This is a genomic window from Spirosoma spitsbergense DSM 19989 (assembly GCF_000374085.1).
GTDB lineage: Bacteria > Bacteroidota > Bacteroidia > Cytophagales > Spirosomataceae > Spirosoma > Spirosoma spitsbergense.
In genome coordinates, this window is sequence record NZ_KB893554.1 from 46816 (window position 1) to 63256 (window position 16441).

18 protein-coding genes and 1 rRNA gene are annotated in these 16441 nt (G+C 48.3%); 15 read left to right on the top strand and 4 right to left on the bottom strand.

The genetic code is table 11. The features are described 5' to 3' along the window. The first annotated feature begins 2 nt into the window (after nt 1-2). The 15 genes from B157_RS0118685 (at nt 3) to B157_RS0118755 (ending at nt 14859) form a co-directional block, all read left to right on the top strand. A complete protein-coding gene (locus B157_RS0118685) occupies nt 3-581 on the top strand; it encodes an O-methyltransferase (RefSeq protein ID WP_020604834.1) in 579 nt (192 codons plus the stop codon). Between the two features lie 59 nt (nt 582-640). Continuing rightward, nucleotides 641-2383, top strand: a complete 1743-nt coding sequence (gene ilvB / locus B157_RS0118690) for a biosynthetic-type acetolactate synthase large subunit (RefSeq protein ID WP_020604835.1) — start codon at nt 641-643, stop codon at nt 2381-2383. 120 nt (nt 2384-2503) lie between these two features. Then, a complete protein-coding gene (gene ilvN / locus B157_RS0118695) occupies nt 2504-3034 on the top strand; it encodes an acetolactate synthase small subunit (RefSeq protein WP_026308796.1) in 531 nt (176 codons plus the stop codon). Nucleotides 3035-3078: 44 nt separating this feature from the next. Next, complete coding sequence (gene ilvC / locus B157_RS0118700; protein ID WP_020604837.1) at nt 3079-4122, top strand: ketol-acid reductoisomerase; 1044 nt, start codon at nt 3079-3081, stop codon at nt 4120-4122. 87 nt (nt 4123-4209) lie between these two features. Continuing rightward, nucleotides 4210-5502 carry a threonine ammonia-lyase gene (gene ilvA / locus B157_RS0118705; RefSeq protein WP_020604838.1) on the top strand — a complete coding sequence of 431 codons (1293 nt, stop codon included), beginning with the start codon at nt 4210-4212 and terminating at the stop codon, nt 5500-5502. A gap of 12 nt (nt 5503-5514) precedes the next feature. Further along, nucleotides 5515-5748 (top strand): DUF433 domain-containing protein, encoded by a 234-nt coding sequence (locus B157_RS0118710; RefSeq protein ID WP_020604839.1) that lies wholly within the window; start codon nt 5515-5517, stop codon nt 5746-5748. Continuing rightward, nucleotides 5748-6134, top strand: a complete 387-nt coding sequence (locus B157_RS0118715; protein ID WP_020604840.1) for a DUF5615 family PIN-like protein — start codon at nt 5748-5750, stop codon at nt 6132-6134. Before B157_RS0118710 ends, B157_RS0118715 begins: the two co-directional genes overlap by 1 nt. A gap of 18 nt (nt 6135-6152) precedes the next feature. Next, nucleotides 6153-7058 (top strand): helix-turn-helix transcriptional regulator, encoded by a 906-nt coding sequence (locus B157_RS0118720; RefSeq protein ID WP_020604841.1) that lies wholly within the window; start codon nt 6153-6155, stop codon nt 7056-7058. A gap of 85 nt (nt 7059-7143) precedes the next feature. Beyond that, complete coding sequence (gene leuC / locus B157_RS0118725; RefSeq protein WP_020604842.1) at nt 7144-8544, top strand: 3-isopropylmalate dehydratase large subunit; 1401 nt, start codon at nt 7144-7146, stop codon at nt 8542-8544. 91 nt (nt 8545-8635) lie between these two features. Then, nucleotides 8636-9247 carry a 3-isopropylmalate dehydratase small subunit gene (leuD, locus tag B157_RS0118730; protein ID WP_020604843.1) on the top strand — a complete coding sequence of 204 codons (612 nt, stop codon included), beginning with the start codon at nt 8636-8638 and terminating at the stop codon, nt 9245-9247. Nucleotides 9248-9330: 83 nt separating this feature from the next. Continuing rightward, entirely contained in the window at nt 9331-10851 is a 1521-nt protein-coding gene (locus B157_RS0118735; protein WP_020604844.1) for an alpha-isopropylmalate synthase regulatory domain-containing protein, read from the top strand. A 153-nt stretch (nt 10852-11004) separates the two neighbouring features. Next, a complete protein-coding gene (locus B157_RS0118740) occupies nt 11005-11697 on the top strand; it encodes a class I SAM-dependent methyltransferase (protein WP_020604845.1) in 693 nt (230 codons plus the stop codon). A gap of 113 nt (nt 11698-11810) precedes the next feature. Beyond that, nucleotides 11811-12887: a 3-isopropylmalate dehydrogenase gene (gene leuB / locus B157_RS0118745; protein ID WP_020604846.1), complete on the top strand. Its 1077-nt coding sequence runs from the start codon at nt 11811-11813 to the stop codon at nt 12885-12887. Between the two features lie 256 nt (nt 12888-13143). Beyond that, nucleotides 13144-14283, top strand: coding sequence for a 2-isopropylmalate synthase (locus B157_RS35700; protein ID WP_020604847.1), 1140 nt, complete (start codon nt 13144-13146; stop codon nt 14281-14283). Nucleotides 14284-14397: 114 nt separating this feature from the next. Further along, on the top strand, nt 14398-14859 hold the full coding sequence (locus tag B157_RS0118755; RefSeq protein ID WP_020604848.1) for a hypothetical protein: 462 nt from the start codon (nt 14398-14400) through the stop codon (nt 14857-14859). Between the two features lie 67 nt (nt 14860-14926). Here the strand turns inward: B157_RS0118755 and B157_RS40290 are convergent, their stop codons facing one another. The 4 genes from B157_RS40290 to rrf form a co-directional block, all read right to left on the bottom strand. Next, nucleotides 14927-15112, bottom strand: a complete 186-nt coding sequence (locus tag B157_RS40290; RefSeq protein ID WP_342664704.1) for a transposase — start codon at nt 15110-15112, stop codon at nt 14927-14929. 89 nt (nt 15113-15201) lie between these two features. Beyond that, the gene (locus B157_RS40295) at nt 15202-15534 is read right to left on the bottom strand and encodes a transposase (protein ID WP_020604849.1); all 333 of its coding nucleotides are present in this window, start codon (nt 15532-15534) and stop codon (nt 15202-15204) included. 132 nt (nt 15535-15666) lie between these two features. After that, nucleotides 15667-16029: an ISAon1 family transposase N-terminal region protein gene (locus B157_RS39820; protein WP_084761838.1), complete on the bottom strand. Its 363-nt coding sequence runs from the start codon at nt 16027-16029 to the stop codon at nt 15667-15669. A 167-nt stretch (nt 16030-16196) separates the two neighbouring features. Next, nucleotides 16197-16307 (bottom strand): 5S ribosomal RNA (gene rrf, locus B157_RS0118770). Between the last annotated feature and the right edge of the window lie 134 nt (nt 16308-16441).

Below are 16441 nucleotides of genomic sequence, written 5' to 3' on the forward strand. Positions count from 1 at the left end.
GTATGTTCGACAATACGACGTATAGCTATCCAGCCCATTACAAAGCCATTGAAGCAGCCAGTAAGCTAATTGGCTTTTCGATGCCATCTGATGTGCAAACGGGTGCTTTGCTACAAACGCTGGCGGCATCAAAACCGAAAGCTTCCGTGCTGGAGATCGGTACCGGAACAGGACTGGCAACAGCCTGGCTACTGGCGGGAATGGATACCAGTTCGCATCTGATTTCGATTGACAGTGAGGCATCGTATCAGGTCATTGCTCAGGAATATCTGGGCCACGACAACAGGTTACAACTCGTATGTGGCGACGCTGATGAATGGTTGGTGAAGAGTAATCATTTAGCGTTCGACCTGATTTTTGCGGATGCCTGGCCGGGCAAATACGCACATCTCGACGAGACGCTGAGCTTATTAAAGCCCGGTGGAATTTATGTCATTGACGATATGCTGCCTCAACCCAACTGGCCAACTGGTCACGATGAGAAAGCAACATCATTGATCAGCCAACTGGAAGCCCGAACCGACGTGCAACTGGTAAAGATGGCCTGGTCGACAGGAATTATGCTGATAGTGAAGAAGTGATATAGATAGTAAGGAAGCGTCAACAACAAACTGAATACGACCTTTAAACGGAACACATCATGGAAGCAATTGCTAATGCACCAGAAACCCTGGAAATACCGACTATCCCAACCTATATTAATGGCTCGCATGCGCTCATGCAGACCCTGGTAGCCGAAGGAGTTGATACGATCTTTGGCTATCCGGGTGGGGCCATTATGCCCGTTTATGATGCTCTCTACGATTTCCAGGAACGGGTCAATCATATTCTTGTTCGCCACGAGCAGGGTGCCGGACATGCCGCTCAGGGCTATGCCCGCATGCAGCGACGGGCGGGTGTCTGCCTGGTTACGTCCGGGCCGGGTGCTACTAACCTGGTTACTCCCATTGCCGATGCTCAGATCGATTCGACACCCCTGGTGTGCATTGTTGGGCAGGTGGCCAAAAAGTTACTGGGTACGGATGCTTTTCAGGAAGCCGATATTATGGGCGTTACCATGCCCATTACCAAATGGAATTATCAGATTACCAGTGCCGACGAAGTACCGGAGATAATCGCTAAAGCCTTTTATATCGCCCAATCAGGTCGGCCGGGACCGGTACTGATTGATATTACCAAAAGTGCGCAGCTAGAGTTGATGACCAAACCCTACGTGTACAAAAAATGTGAGTCAATCGTCAGCTATCGCCCCCGGATGGTTGCCAAACAGGAACAGGTGATTGCAGCCGCTGAATTAATAAACGCAGCGAAACGCCCGTACATCCTAGCCGGACATGGGGTGCAGATTGCCAAAGCCGAAGATGAATTGCGAATATTGGCCGAAAAAACCGGCATTCCGGTTGCTACTACCCTACTGGGTCAGTCAACCATTCCTACCAACCACCCACTTTATGTAGGCTGGCTGGGCATGCATGGCAACTACGGCCCCAACGTTATGACCGATCAGGCCGACGTGATCATCGCCATCGGTATGCGTTTCGATGACCGGGTTACGGGCGATGCCAGTAGATATATTAAACAGGCCAAAGTTATTCACATTGAAATCGATCCGTCTGAAATTGACAAAATCATCCGGGCCGACGCCCCCGTTGTGGGTAATGCCAAAGATGTATTGCAGGCACTTATCCCGCTCGTACACCCGAATGATCATACCATTTGGCGGAACGAATTCAGGAAATATGATATCATTGAAAACGAAACCATTACGGTTCCAGAACTGACCAGTACAGCAGGAAAGATCAGAATGGCCGAAGTGATCGATATGCTCTCGACCAAAACAAAGGGAGAAGCGGTCCTGGTAACGGATGTAGGCCAGCACCAGATGATGGCCTCCCGGTATTACCAGTTCCGCCGACCCAACAGTTTGGTTACGTCGGGTGGTATGGGCACTATGGGCTTCGCCCTGCCAGCCGCCTTTGGTGTGCAGGTTGGTGCCCCCGACCGCCAGGTAGTGGCCATTATTGGTGATGGTTGTTTTCAGATGACCTTACAGGAACTGGGCACTATTGTACAGAACAAACAGCCGGTAAAAGCGATCATCCTGAACAATAACTTCCTGGGCATGGTGCGCCAGTGGCAGCAGTTATTTCACGAACGGCGGTACTCGTTCGTGGAGTTGCAGAACCCCGACTTCATCACGATTGCCAGAGGATTTGGGATGGACGGCCAGACATGCCATGAGCGGGATGATCTCTCCAACGCCCTGGACACCATGCTGGCACACGACGGCCCGTTCCTGCTCGAAGTCATCGTTGAAAAAGAAGAGAACGTATTCCCAATGGTCCCTTCTGGTGCCAGCGTTTCGCAGATAAGACTAAAATAGTCATTCACTCTCGTATCATCAGTAGTCATTATTTGTCATTAATGGCCAATTTCGGTCGATGACAACAACGACAACTCAATGACTACCAATGACGAAGAATGACCATCAATGATGAACGAAATGACATACACCATCTGTATATTCACCGAAAATACCATCGGGCTGCTAAATCGCATCACGATTATTTTCACCCGTCGACGTATCAACATCGAAAGCCTTACGGTATCAGAAACGGAGCGTAAAGGGGTATCGCGCTTTACCGTTGTAATCAGGCACGAATCGCGCGAAGAAGTCGAGAAACTCGTCCGACAAATTCGGAAGATTGTGGAAGTAATGGCTGTTTTCGGCTACCTCAACGACGAGATCGTGTACAACGAAATTGCGCTGTTTAAAATTTCGACTCCGCTGGGCAGCAAATCGCTTGATGTAGAAACGATTAATAAAGAGCATAAAGCCTGGGTTGTTTACTGGGGTCTTGATTATGTGGTCATTGAAAAGACAGGGAATGACACGGAGATTTTCGCCTTTTTCGACTACATCAAGCAATATGAGATACTTGAATTTGTCCGTTCCGGTCGTGTTGCCGTCGGCAAAACAGAGAAAGGCCTGGTCGAGTACCTGCCCGAAGGCGAGTGGACTTACTACCAATAATCAACTAATCACCCTAACAATACGCGTACAAAAACCAATTAAACATGGCAACGATTAATTTCGGAGGAGTAGAAGAGCAAGTAGTAACACGGGAAGAGTTTCCGTTGGAAAAAGCCCGCGACGTGCTGGCCAATGAGGTAATAGCCGTTATTGGCTACGGCGTACAGGGCCCCGGCCAGTCGCTGAACATGCGGGATAATGGCTTCAACGTTATTGTTGGTCAGCGTAAGGGTAAAACCTACGACAAGGCCGTTGCCGATGGCTGGGTACCGGGCGAAACACTTTTTGAAATTGAAGAAGCTCTGGAACGTGGTACGATCATTTGCTTCCTGCTCTCCGATGCGGCTCAAATCGAACTTTGGCCAACCGTTAAAGCCGCACTGAAGCCGGGAAAATCCCTGTATTTCTCGCACGGTTTCGGCGTGACGTACAAAGAGAAAACGGGTATCATTCCCCCAACGGATGTAGACGTATTCCTGGTAGCCCCAAAAGGTTCGGGCACCTCACTACGTCGTTTGTTTGTTGAAGGAAAGGGCCTGAACTCGTCGTTCGCTGTATACCAGGATGCCTCGGGTAACGCCCGTACCAAGGCCATTGCCATGGGTATCGGCGTGGGTTCGGGTTACCTGTTCGAAACCAATTTCTACAACGAAGTAACCTCCGACCTGACCGGCGAGCGGGGTACGCTAATGGGCGCTATTCAGGGTATCTTTGCTGCTCAATACGAAGTGTTGCGGGCTAATGGCCACAGCCCGTCGGAAGCATTTAACGAAACGGTTGAAGAACTAACCCAGTCGCTGATGCCCCTCGTGGCCGAAAACGGCATGGACTGGATGTACGCCAACTGTTCGACCACGGCCCAGCGGGGTGCGCTCGACTGGTGGAAACCTTTCCGCGATGCCACCAAGCCCGTTTTTGAGCAACTGTACAACTCCGTAAAATCGCAGGAGCAGGCCGAAATCAGCATCACCCGCAACTCCCAGCCCGACTACCGCGAAAAGCTGGAAGTAGAACTGGCAGAACTGCGTGATTCTGAAATGTGGCAGGCCGGTACGGCCGTGCGGTCACTGCGTCCGGAACGCAGCTAACAAACGTCATTAATTGTCATTCAGTAGTCATTAATTGTCATTTGTCGTAATTTCGACAAGTCAACAATGACCACTGAATGACGATTAATGACAACCAATAACAAAATAACGGGGGTTGACGCAATGACTGCCCCAACAACCTTCCCCGACCTCGATACTATCTATCTGGCCGCTGAGCGGTTAAAGGGTGTCGCTGTACATACGCCCCTTCAGGAAAACCTGAATCTGTCGGACCGCTATGGGGCCAATATCTTCCTGAAGCGCGAGGATTTGCAGGTCGTTCGTTCCTATAAGATTCGCGGAGCCTACAATAAAATGGCCAGCCTGTCGGCCGATGCGCTGTCCAAAGGAGTTGTGTGTGCCAGTGCCGGTAACCACGCCCAGGGACTGGCCTATGCCTGCCGAAAAATGGGTGTTCACGGCACTATTTTCATGCCTACCACTACCCCGAACCAGAAGGTAAAACAAGTCCGAATGTTTGGGAAAGAGTTCGTGGATGTCGAACTAATCGGCGATACGTACGACGATGCTTATAACGCGGCAATGGTCTATGTCGACACGCACGAAAGCACCTTCGTACATCCGTTCGACGACGTACTGGTGATGGAAGGTCAGGGGACGGTCGGGCTGGAAATTCTGCGGGATGCCAACGTAAAAATCGACTACCTGCTTATGGCTATTGGTGGCGGTGGACTGGCTTCCGGAGTGTCTACCGTTTTCAAGCAACTCAGCCCCAAAACCAAACTCATCGGCGTGGAACCCCTGGGGTCGCCATCCATGAAAATCTCCATTGATGAGGGACACGTAATTGCCCTTGACAAGATTGATAAGTTTGTGGACGGAGCCGCCGTTAAGCGACCGGGCGACATAACCTTTGAAGTTTGCCGTAAAAACCTCGACCGCGTTTTACTGGTGCCCGAAGGTAAAGTCTGCACGACCATTCTCCAGCTTTACAACGAAGAAGCCATAGTAGCCGAACCGGCCGGTGCCCTAGCCATTGCGGCTCTGGACCTGATTAAAGACGAAATCCAGGGTAAAAATGTGGTTTGCCTGCTTGGTGGCGGCAATAACGACATTACCCGTACGGAAGAAATAAAGGAACGGTCGTTGTTATACGAAGGCTTGAAGCACTACTTCATCATCCGGTTTCCGCAACGATCGGGGGCTTTCCGCGACTTTTTGAATGTACTCGGTCCCAACGACGATATTGCCCGCTTCGAGTATGCAAAGAAAACGAACCGCGAAACCGGCCCCGCCGTAGTAGGTATTGAACTAAAGAACCGCGACGACTTCGAGCCGCTCATTCAGCGGATGCAGGAGCAGAATATCGTATTCGAATACCTGAACGACCAACCCAACTTGTTTCAGTTTTTGGTGTAAATAATAATAGCAATGACCTATCAACACATTTCTGCTACGCCTGGTATATTGGGAGGAAAGCCCTGCATTAAAGGTACCCGGATAAGTATTGAACTGATCCTGGAAACAGTGGCCAATGGTGCTTCCGTGGCCGATATTGTCCGGGAATTCCCGCAACTTTCTACCGAAGCTGTCCAGGAAGCTATTCGCTATGCAATTGATGCATTACGAATTGAGCGTATCATTGATATTGAACTGGCCGCGTAATGACATTAGCCAGTTTCGCTGTTTTAGCGGATGAAAACATCAACCCATTGTTGGTAAACCTGTTACGCAACGCTGGTTTTAATGTCACTCATGTAAACGACGTTGGGTTAGGCAACACGCCAGATCATGTAATACTGAAGTATGGGTATGACAATAATCAACTCATTTTAACACTTGATGACGATTTTGGGACGTTAGTTTTTAGAAACAAACAGCCATTTATTGGCATCATACGGCTTCGTCCCGGTCACTTGCTTGGCGATGTCCACGTTCCAACGTTGCAAGCTATTTTATCGGCTGAAATCGATTACAAACCACCTTTTCTACTCATTGCTGAGAGACGACAAGGGCAGATCCATATCCGTTATCGAACTTATTTAGATTAAGTTGGCAAGCCAGCACTCATGCTTCGCGTTCCCTCCTCCATCCTGCCCAATCAATTCCAGTCGCTGAGTATTAAGCGGCCCGTGCCGGATGCGTCTGATAGTTCGCGGTCTGACGGATTGCGGTCCGACGGCTCGGAGATGACGTTTGTGGCGTATCGCAGCGACGTATATCCCGAACGGAACGAAGTATTTTTTGAAGAACATGCCGTAATTGTGGTTCTGGCAGGCGAGAAAAAATTTAGTTCACCCACGCAGGAGTTACACGTTCATAAGGGGGATATTCTTTTTTTTCAGCGGGGGTGTTATTCGATGAACGAATCGATTGATTCCAGTTATCGGAGCCTGGTTTTCTTCGTGAATGAAAAATTGCTGAAAGAGTTCGTCAGTCAACACCTGTATCTATTTCAGGCCTCCCCGGCTACGCTCCCCGCTGACCTCATTCTATCTTTCTCATCGTCGCCCGCGTTCGCCACCTTCATCGATTCCCTACTACCCTATTTTGGTGCCAAAACCCCCTTCCTGAACGAACTGCTACGGCTTAAGTTTCAGGAACTTCTGCTTCACCTGTTCGAACTGGATGAATCAGGGCAATTGCGTGCCGGCCTATGGCATATTTATCAGGGACAAAAAACGGGGCTTGATTATTTAATGAATACATACCTGCTCAAACCCCTATCGATGAATGAATTGGCACGTTTATCGGGTCGGAGCCTTTCGGCTTTCAAGCGCGACTTCGAAGACCATTTTCATACCTCGCCCGGCCAGTGGATTCGGCAGAAGCGATTGGAACACGCTCATTTTCTATTACGGAATATAAATAAAAACGTGTCGGAAGTGAGCCTTGAAATTGGATACGAAAGTGTGTCGCATTTTATAAAAGCGTATAAGCAACAATACGGTTTTACACCCAAACAAAGACCTTGAACTAAAATCGCTATTTACTGGACGCGTAACGGGATGCCTGTATAGTAGTAATCCACCAACTTTGTAGCTATAAATCGCTATAAACATGAGTACACCAAAAACGCTGTTCGATAAAGTATGGGATGCCCACGTTGTCCGGCAAATTGAAGGCGGCCCCGATGTATTATTCATCGACCGCCATTTCATCCACGAAGTAACCAGTCCAGTGGCATTTCTAGGTCTCGAAGGCCGTCATGCCTCTGTGCTGTTTTCTGAGCGCACCTTTGCCACCGCCGACCATAACACACCAACGATTAACCAGCACTTGCCGGTAGCCGACCCTCAGTCGGCCAGTCAATTGGATGCGCTGGAACGTAATGCGCACAAATACGACATTTCGCACTGGGGCCTGGGGCACCAGAAAAATGGTATCGTACACGTTGTAGGCCCCGAAAATGGCATTACACTACCGGGCATGACCATCGTTTGTGGCGACTCACACACCTCAACACACGGTGCATTTGGGGCCATTGCCTTCGGAATCGGTACATCGGAGGTAGAGATGGTGCTGGCTACCCAGTGTATCATGCAGCCAAAACCGAAGAAAATGCGAATTACGGTCAATGGCCAGCCCGGAAAAGGGGTGCTGTCTAAAGATATTATCCTGTATGTTATTGCCCAGATTTCAGCCAGTGGTGCTACCGGCTATTTTGTGGAATATGCAGGGCAGGTGTTCGAAAACATGAGCATGGAAGGACGTATGACGGTTTGTAACATGAGCATTGAGATGGGCGCACGGGGAGGTATGATAGCCCCCGATGCAACCACACTCAGCTACCTGAAAGGCCGCGATTTATCCCCAAAGGGCGAACAGTGGGACAAATTAGTACCATACTGGCAAACCCTGAAAACGGATGAAGGAGCCACGTTTGATGTGGACCTGACGTTTGATGCGGCTGATATTGAGCCCCAAATTACCTACGGCACCAATCCCGGCCTGGGTACCGGCGTTACGCAGCATATTCCAATGGCCGACACCATAAAAGACGGTGCCGCAAGCTACAAAAAGTCGCTTCAGTACATGGGCTTCGCCGAGAACGAGTCGATGCTGGGGAAACCGGTCGATTTCGTATTCCTGGGCAGTTGCACCAATGGCCGCATCGAAGATTTCAGAGCGTTTGCCTCTATTGTAAAGGGTCGTCAGAAAGCCAGCCACGTAACCGCCTGGCTGGTACCGGGATCGCATGTCGTTGAAAAACAGATTCAGGACGAAGGCATTCTGGATATTCTTACGCAGGCTGGTTTTGAGTTACGTCAGCCGGGTTGTTCAGCCTGCCTGGCTATGAATGAAGACAAGATTCCAGCCGGTAAATACGCCGTTTCGACATCAAACCGAAACTTTGAAGGTCGTCAGGGTCCTGGTGCCCGTACCTTACTGGCCAGCCCGCTGGTAGCAGCCGCAGCCGCCGTTACGGGCGAAGTATCCGATCCCAGACAGTTTATATAACAACTACGCGTCATTTTTAGTCATTAGTCCCTGTGCGATGATGCACACTATCAATGACAATGAATGACGCGGAGCAAATAACCTTTCAATTATGGCTTACGACAAATTTACTATTCTGCGAAGCAGTGCCGTTCCCATGCCGAATGAGAACGTAGATACCGATCAAATTATCCCGGCCCGTTTCCTGAAAGCCACCGAGCGTAAGGGCTTTGGCGATAATCTCTTCCGCGACTGGCGGTATAACAGCGACAATACACCCAAGGCCGACTTTGTCCTGAACAATCCTACCTATTCCAGCGAAGGGGTATCCCGAAAAATTCTGGTAGGGGGCAAAAATTTTGGCAGTGGTTCGAGCCGCGAGCACGCAGCCTGGGCTATCTACGACTATGGATTCCGTTGTGTAGTGTCGAGCTTTTTTGCTGATATTTTCCGCAACAACGCCATTAATGTCGGCATACTACCCGTTCAGGTAAGTCCTGAATTTCTGGAAAAGATATTCGCGGCAATCGAAGCCGACCCCCAGACCGAACTGGAGATAAACCTGCCTGAGCAAACCATTACGCTGCTGGCTACAGGCGACTCTGAAAGCTTCGCGATTAACAGCTACAAAAAGAATAACCTTACTAACGGCTACGATGACATCGACTATCTGCTGTCGATGAAAAACGAGATCGAAGCTTTCGCCGAAACAAGACCTTTCTAATTCAATGCGTGAATGGGCGAATAAATGAATTGTATGCGTATATCATTCACTCATTCGCTCATTCACGCATTCACCCATTGACAATGAAACGTCGCTACATTGAAATTATGGATACGACCCTCCGCGATGGTGAACAAACCAGCGGAGTGTCGTTTTCTGCTTCTGAAAAACTGGCCTTAACTCAGTTGTTGCTTACGGAGGTTAAGGTAGACCGGGTAGAGGTAGCTTCGGCACGTGTATCAGCCGGGGAGTTGGAGGCCGTTCAGCAGATTACCCGCTGGGCTGCCACAGTTGGCATGCTCGATAAAATTGAGGTGCTGACCTTCGTTGATGGTCAGTCATCGCTCGACTGGATGCAGGCATCGGGTGCCAAAGTGATGAACCTCCTCACAAAAGGGTCGATGAATCACCTGACCCATCAGCTCAAGAAAACACCCGAGCAGCATTTCGCCGACATTCAACAGGTTATCTGTCAGGCACAGCAGCAGGATTTGCAAACAAATGTGTATCTGGAGGATTGGAGCAATGGCATGCGTAATTCACCGGATTACGTACTCCAGTTTCTGGATTTCCTGCAAACACAACCCATTCGGCGTATCCTCCTTCCAGACACGCTGGGTATTCTCACCCCTGTCGAAACGGCAAAATTCGTTGGCTTATTGGTTAGCCGATACCCCACCCTGCACTTCGATTTTCATGCTCACAACGATTACGACCTGAGTATTGCCAATGTAATGGAAGCAATCCGGGCGGGTGCACACGGAATACACTTGACGGTGAATGGGCTGGGCGAACGGGCAGGCAACGCGCCCATGGCCAGTGCCATTGCGGTATTACGCGATTTCATGCCGGAGGTTCGAATGGGCGTAGTAGAGAAATCGCTCTATCAGGTTAGTAAGATCGTAGAAACCTTTTCGGGGCTTCGGATTCCCGATAACAAGCCGGTTGTTGGCGACAATGTATTTACCCAGACCGCCGGTATCCATGCCGACGGCGATAAGAAAAATAACCTTTATTTCAACGCACTACTCCCCGAACGGTTTGGCCGAAAACGCAGCTACGCGCTGGGTAAGATGTCGGGGAAAGCCAACATCGAGAACAACCTCCGCGAACTGGGGATTCAGCTATCGGAAGGTGACCTGCAAAAAGTAACGAAGCGAGTGATTGAATTAGGCGATCAGAAGGAAGTTGTTACGCGTGAAGACTTGCCCTATGTAATTGCCGACGTGCTCCATAACACAGCCATGGCCTCGCAGGTGGAAGTGCTTAATTACGTGCTGACCCACTCCAAAGACCTGAAACCCTCCGCCACCCTGCGCGTACGAATTGTAGACGAATTATTCGAAGAGAGTGCACAGGGCGACGGACAGTACGATGCGTTCATGAATGCCCTGAAGAAGATTTACGGCAGAAAGAAAATGACGTTACCCGAACTGACCGATTATGCTGTCCGGATTCCAACCGGTGGTCGGACGGATGCGCTTTGCGAAACAATTATTACCTGGAAGTACAACAACAATGAGTTTAAAACTCGTGGACTGGATTCTGACCAGACAGTATCCGCTATCAAAGCAACTCAAAAAATGCTGAATACATTAGAATGAGGTTGATGCCTCGAAACCACTCGATACTTTTCCAGGATCTATAGTGATGCAGTAAAGTCAATTTTTAGCATTTTTCATGCTTCGTTTAATAACTTCGCGTTCTGTTCCAAAAGACATAATTGGTTATCTCGTTTTATTCATTCTCCTTTTAGTATGAGTCAGGCAAAACAAACAGCCGAAAAAACAGAATATAACGGGTCAGACAATCTGGCCATGATGAGCCACGCGGTTAACTACAATGGCGGGCTTTATAAATGGGTTGCCAGTGATATTGACCCCGGCGAAGCGGTGCTGGATTTTGGAGCGGGCAATGGAGAATATGCCAACCGTTTTCCGCTGGGGAGTATAGACGCAGCCGAGATAGACCCTGATCTACTACCCCTGATTAAACAACCCGTTTTTACGGATATCAGCCAGCTTACGAAGAAATACGATTTAATTTACACGATCAACGTGCTGGAGCATATCGAGCACCATGGCGAGATAGTCAAGGAATTGGTCACCAAACTCAAGCCAGGCGGACGCATTAAAGTCTTTGTGCCGGCTCGCCAGGAAATTTTCAGTAATATGGACGAGCACGTTGGTCATTATCGGCGGTACGATAAGCAACTGGTGGTAAAAATTCTGGAAGATGCCGGATTGCGCGTTACCAATTGCCAATACTATGATTTTGCCGGTTATTTCATTTCATTACTGTATAAATGGCTTGGCAAAGATGGTCGAATCACGAAGGAATCGGTCATCTTCTACGACCGTGTTGTTTTCCCTGTCAGCAGAGTATTCGATAAACTTACCGGAGGACAGATAATAGGCAAAAATGTTATTGCTGAAGCAGTGCGCCCGTGATGTGTACGGTAACCTTACCCTATTACTATTAATTCATTCAGCTACACAAAAGAGTTAAAGAGATTGAGAGCACTTTTGCTTCCGCACTCTTTAATTCTTTCATTTTTTAACCAATGAAAAAACACATTCTTGTAGTTCCCGGCGATGGTATTGGAGCCGAAGTTAGCAAAGTAGGAAAGTTAGTACTGGAATCAATTGCCAAAAAATTCGGCCATGAATTTACGTACGATGAAGCCCTGATAGGCCACGTGGCTATCGAAGCGACGGGCGATCCGCTCCCCAGCGAAACCCTGACTAAAATGCGCGCTGCCGATGCCATTTTATTTGGTGCAGTAGGTCATCCGAAGTATGATAATGATCCTTCGGCGAAAGTGCGGCCTGAACAGGGTCTACTGAGGATGCGTAAGGAGCTGGGGTTATATGCGAACCTTCGCCCCATCAAGTTGTTCGATGAGCTATTGGATGCATCGAGCATCAAACCAGAGATTTTGCGGGGAGCTGACATCCTGTTTTTTCGTGAACTAACTGGTGATGTCTACTTCGGTAAGCGCGAGCGGCTCGATGATGGCAATACGGCCTATGACACCATGATTTACAGCAAGTATGAGGTAGAACGAATTGTACGAAAAGCATTCGAGGCCGCCCGTACCCGTCGAAAAAAACTATGTTCTGTCGATAAAGCAAACGTCCTGGAAAGTAGTCGGCTATGGCGGGAAGTAGTACAGGCAATTGCGCCTGAATACCCTGACGTAACGCTTGAGCATCAATTTATTGATGCGGCCGCTATGCTATTGATTAAAGACCCCAATCGTTTTGATGTGGTGGTAACAGGGAATTTGTTCGGCGATATTTTGACGGACGAAGCCAGCCAGATTGCCGGTTCCATGGGTATGCTTGCCTCGGCTTCGGTAGGTGATACAACGGGCGTGTACGAACCGATTCATGGATCGGCGCACGACATCACCGGAAAAGGCGTGGCTAACCCATTGGCTTCAATCCTGTCGGTAGCCTTGTTACTTGATATATCGTTCGGTATGAAGACTGAATCAGAAACTGTAGTCAATGCTGTGGATTCTGTGCTTAAAGCCGGTTTCCGTACGCGCGATATCGCGGATAAAAATACCCCCACCGAGAAGATCTTAGGCACTGAGGCAATGGGGGACCAAGTTTTGCAGTACTTAGCTGCTTAGTAAGTACCTACCTACACATCGCTTATTTTTTAAGCAACTTATTGCAAGCTCTATAAAAACTGTTATTTTTGTAGCGTATTTACGCGTTCAGCGAAATTTCGCAAACTATAATGACACTTAACTCCTTAATCTGCCGACTGCAAACGCTAACCGTTTTTTAGAAAGGGATAAGGACACACGTACCCAAAAGCCCTTTCTTTCCAGGAGGGGCTTTTGGCATGATTAGGAATCAAAGTACTTTAATTAATAGCCGATTATGAGCCAACGAGTTTTTATTTTCGACACTACTTTGCGCGATGGTGAACAAGTACCGGGCTGCCAGCTTACTACGGAGGAAAAAATAGTAGTGGCGAAAGAACTGGAGCGGATGGGTGTCGATATTATCGAGGCCGGATTTCCGATTTCCAGCCCCGGCGACTTTCGTTCAGTAGTTGAAATCTCTAAAGCCGTAACAGAACCAACAATATGCGCGCTCAGCCGCGCCGTAAAAGGGGATATAGATGCCGCCGGCGAAGCCCTTAAATGGGCCAAGCGTGGACGAATTCACACAGGCATTGGCTCATCTGACATACACATTCGCAATAAATTCAACAGCACGCGGGAAAATATTCTGGAGCAGGCAATTGCTGCCGTAAAGCACGCCAAAACGTACGTTGAAGACGTTGAATTTTATGCTGAAGATGCTGGCCGGGCTGATCTGGTTTTTCTCGCTCAACTTACTGAAGCCGTTATTAAGGCAGGGGCTACAGTAGTCAATATTCCGGATACGACAGGATACTGTTTACCCGATGAATACGGTAAAAAAATCGCATACATCTACGAACACGTATCCAATGTTCATAACGCGACCATCTCCATTCATTGTCATAATGATCTTGGCTTAGCTACTGCTAACACACTGGCAGGTGTAATGAATGGAGCAAGACAGGTAGAAGTAACCATGAATGGCATTGGCGAACGAGCAGGAAATACATCGCTTGAGGAGATAGTGATGGCCATCAAGGTAAAAAAAGAACTAGGCCTTCATACCAATATTGACTCAACACGCTTGTTCCCGGTAAGCAACCTGGTTTCGCAAATGATGCGTATGCCCGTCCAGGCAAACAAAGCTATCGTTGGTAGAAATGCCTTTGCCCACTCGTCCGGAATTCACCAGGATGGCTTCCTTAAACACTCCGAGAATTATGAAATTATGAATCCTCATGACGTTGGGGTTCCAAAGTCGTCCATCGTACTGACAGCCCGCAGCGGTAGACATGCACTGAAACACAGGCTCGAATTACTTGGTTTCAGGTATGACAAACCAACCCTGGACGGAATATACACCCGCTTTCTGGACATGGCGGATATCCGAAAAGAAGTAAATGACAAAGATTTAATGGAACTGGTTCGCTAACCAAAAAGCCCGTCATACGACGGGCTTTTTGGTTAATAGGCTGAACAAAAAACAAAAACATGCTGTTCCGCCAGTAACATAGATAAGCATAAACACTTATTGACTACAATAAATATGGCACGTGCAACTCCTGAACTAATACACGCTCTTAGGCAAACCGCCAGGAATCTACTACAGGGAGCTCCTTATCAATGGGGGCATATGGGTGGCTGTAACTGCGGTAATCTGGCGCAGGAATTAACCAAACTCAACAAAGACCAGATTCACCGATACGCAATGCAGCGCCATGGTGACTGGAACGAACAAGCCGAAGATTACTGCTCGACCAGTCAGATGCCTATTGATCTTCTTATCAATGAAATGCTGAATGCTGGCTTACAACTGGAAGATTTGAAACACCTGGAACGCCTGGATGATCGGCAGGTATTGGCGCGATTCCCACTAGAAAAGCGTTTCTTAAAGCATAACCTTCGCGAGGATGTAGTTGCCTATATGAATGCTTGGGCTGAACTATTGGAAGAACAACTGCTTGAGAAGATTACACTTCCAGCAATGTATGAATTAGCAACTGCCTAGCTGTGTGCGTTTTTACAGGATCGAATCAAAAAGTTGTGGAGCATCCTGGTTTAAGCATATAACCGAGTCAGATGGTACAGAAAAAATCCCCCGTTGTGAACCCCTCTAAACTGAGCACGAAACGCTTTGATCTAGCATTGAACGACTCAGCTGAGGCATTCGTGCTACGGTTGTCAAAGTAGTTGAGGATGCGTGGGTAGTGAGTCTGAATGGAACGAGACTCGAAGCCTTGAAACCAGCCTGGCGTACTCATGCTGCTTGGCTAAAGCCCTAAGCCGTAGAATTTGTCAGTGGTCGTCGCGAGGATAAGGCTCAGTGACTGGCTCAATTAATAAGCCCGTTTCAAGGTAGCATACCGTTCAAAAAGTAAGCTGTCCCGCTAGCCTCCAAGGCTAATTGCTGCACATGGAAACGGTCGGTAACTTGAGTGGCCAGGGGAAAAAGTTTCCTGGCAATCAGGACCATATTACCCGCCATATCGAGGGTGATTTCCGTGACTTTTTTACGAACCTTTTCGGGGATTTTGCGCAGGATCTCAATGACTGTTTCGGCCTTGGTTCCAGCAACAATAGCTACCAGGCTGGATTTGCCCCCTTTAGCCGCTTTACTGGTCAGGATCGTATATAACTCCCCACTCGAGAGGCTCGTTTCGTCAATAGACAGATGCCTACCCACATTTTGCGGTAAAGCAACCAGTCTTTAGCATGCTGGCGTTGATCCCAATTTTTAAATCCACTCTGACAATCACGGTATTGTCGTAATAAAGCACGGCCATCGACTCCATAAAACCCACCAATAGCTCGAATGCTAGTCGGGTTGGTATCGACTGATATCTTTTAAAAAAGCGGAGAACTCACTAGTCATCCGCGTTCCTTCTGCTACTTGAGTCCAATCTCGATAGAGGACTTTGCCTGTTTTGGTATTGAGCCAGCGACGAGGCTTGATAGGCAGGAAGACCTGATGGCCATGGATAGGAAAGTCCTGAACGGTAATGGTGGGAAAAAAGCCTTTGGAGAGGAGGTTTTTGCGTTCGGGGTCGTGCGGATCGGCATTTTTCTCTTCGATATGAACTTGAAAGACACCATCCTGACGGTCAATAGAAGTCAACTCGAAATGTTCCAGGATAAACTCAGGCAATAGGAACTGGATGATGGGCAAGAAACTTTCCAAAACGACGCCGTTTGATTAAAAACACAAACTTAGAAAAATACAATGCCCTCCACAACTTTATGATTTGATCCAAAATGCTCCGCAACTATTGGAATTGACCCCTATAATCCTTTAAAAACGGTTAAGGCCTGTCCACAACTGTGAACAGGCCTTAACTCTTGTTTCAATGGTGGCACCTTCCTACTCTCCCACCTGTGACAGCAGTACCATCGGCAGTACGGGGCTTAACGGCTCTGTTCGATAAGGTAGAGGTGTTCACCCGCCTAAAAAGCACCAACCAATTGACTCGTTAGACTGATTCAGCTTATTACGCCTGCTCAGTCAATATCTTTGTTTCTTGCCCCGCAGAGAGAGATATCAATAACCAACAAACTAATCACTATCACAACACAACCAGCACTAAAAACATAAC

What these genes read in the sequence shown, in the direction of transcription:
- B157_RS0118685 (WP_020604834.1), top strand. Translation starts at nt 3, where the DNA reads ATGTTCGACAATACGACGTATAGCTATCCAGCCCATTACAAAGCCATT.
- ilvB (WP_020604835.1), top strand. Translation starts at nt 641, where the DNA reads ATGGAAGCAATTGCTAATGCACCAGAAACCCTGGAAATACCGACTATC.
- ilvN (WP_026308796.1), top strand. Translation starts at nt 2,504, where the DNA reads ATGACATACACCATCTGTATATTCACCGAAAATACCATCGGGCTGCTA.
- ilvC (WP_020604837.1), top strand. Translation starts at nt 3,079, where the DNA reads ATGGCAACGATTAATTTCGGAGGAGTAGAAGAGCAAGTAGTAACACGG.
- ilvA (WP_020604838.1), top strand. Translation starts at nt 4,210, where the DNA reads ATGACAACCAATAACAAAATAACGGGGGTTGACGCAATGACTGCCCCA.
- B157_RS0118710 (WP_020604839.1), top strand. Translation starts at nt 5,515, where the DNA reads ATGACCTATCAACACATTTCTGCTACGCCTGGTATATTGGGAGGAAAG.
- B157_RS0118715 (WP_020604840.1), top strand. Translation starts at nt 5,748, where the DNA reads ATGACATTAGCCAGTTTCGCTGTTTTAGCGGATGAAAACATCAACCCA.
- B157_RS0118720 (WP_020604841.1), top strand. Translation starts at nt 6,153, where the DNA reads ATGCTTCGCGTTCCCTCCTCCATCCTGCCCAATCAATTCCAGTCGCTG.
- leuC (WP_020604842.1), top strand. Translation starts at nt 7,144, where the DNA reads ATGAGTACACCAAAAACGCTGTTCGATAAAGTATGGGATGCCCACGTT.
- leuD (WP_020604843.1), top strand. Translation starts at nt 8,636, where the DNA reads ATGGCTTACGACAAATTTACTATTCTGCGAAGCAGTGCCGTTCCCATG.
- B157_RS0118735 (WP_020604844.1), top strand. Translation starts at nt 9,331, where the DNA reads ATGAAACGTCGCTACATTGAAATTATGGATACGACCCTCCGCGATGGT.
- B157_RS0118740 (WP_020604845.1), top strand. Translation starts at nt 11,005, where the DNA reads ATGAGTCAGGCAAAACAAACAGCCGAAAAAACAGAATATAACGGGTCA.
- leuB (WP_020604846.1), top strand. Translation starts at nt 11,811, where the DNA reads ATGAAAAAACACATTCTTGTAGTTCCCGGCGATGGTATTGGAGCCGAA.
- B157_RS35700 (WP_020604847.1), top strand. Translation starts at nt 13,144, where the DNA reads ATGAGCCAACGAGTTTTTATTTTCGACACTACTTTGCGCGATGGTGAA.
- B157_RS0118755 (WP_020604848.1), top strand. Translation starts at nt 14,398, where the DNA reads ATGGCACGTGCAACTCCTGAACTAATACACGCTCTTAGGCAAACCGCC.
- B157_RS40290 (WP_342664704.1), bottom strand. Translation starts at nt 15,112, where the DNA reads ATGAGTACGCCAGGCTGGTTTCAAGGCTTCGAGTCTCGTTCCATTCAG.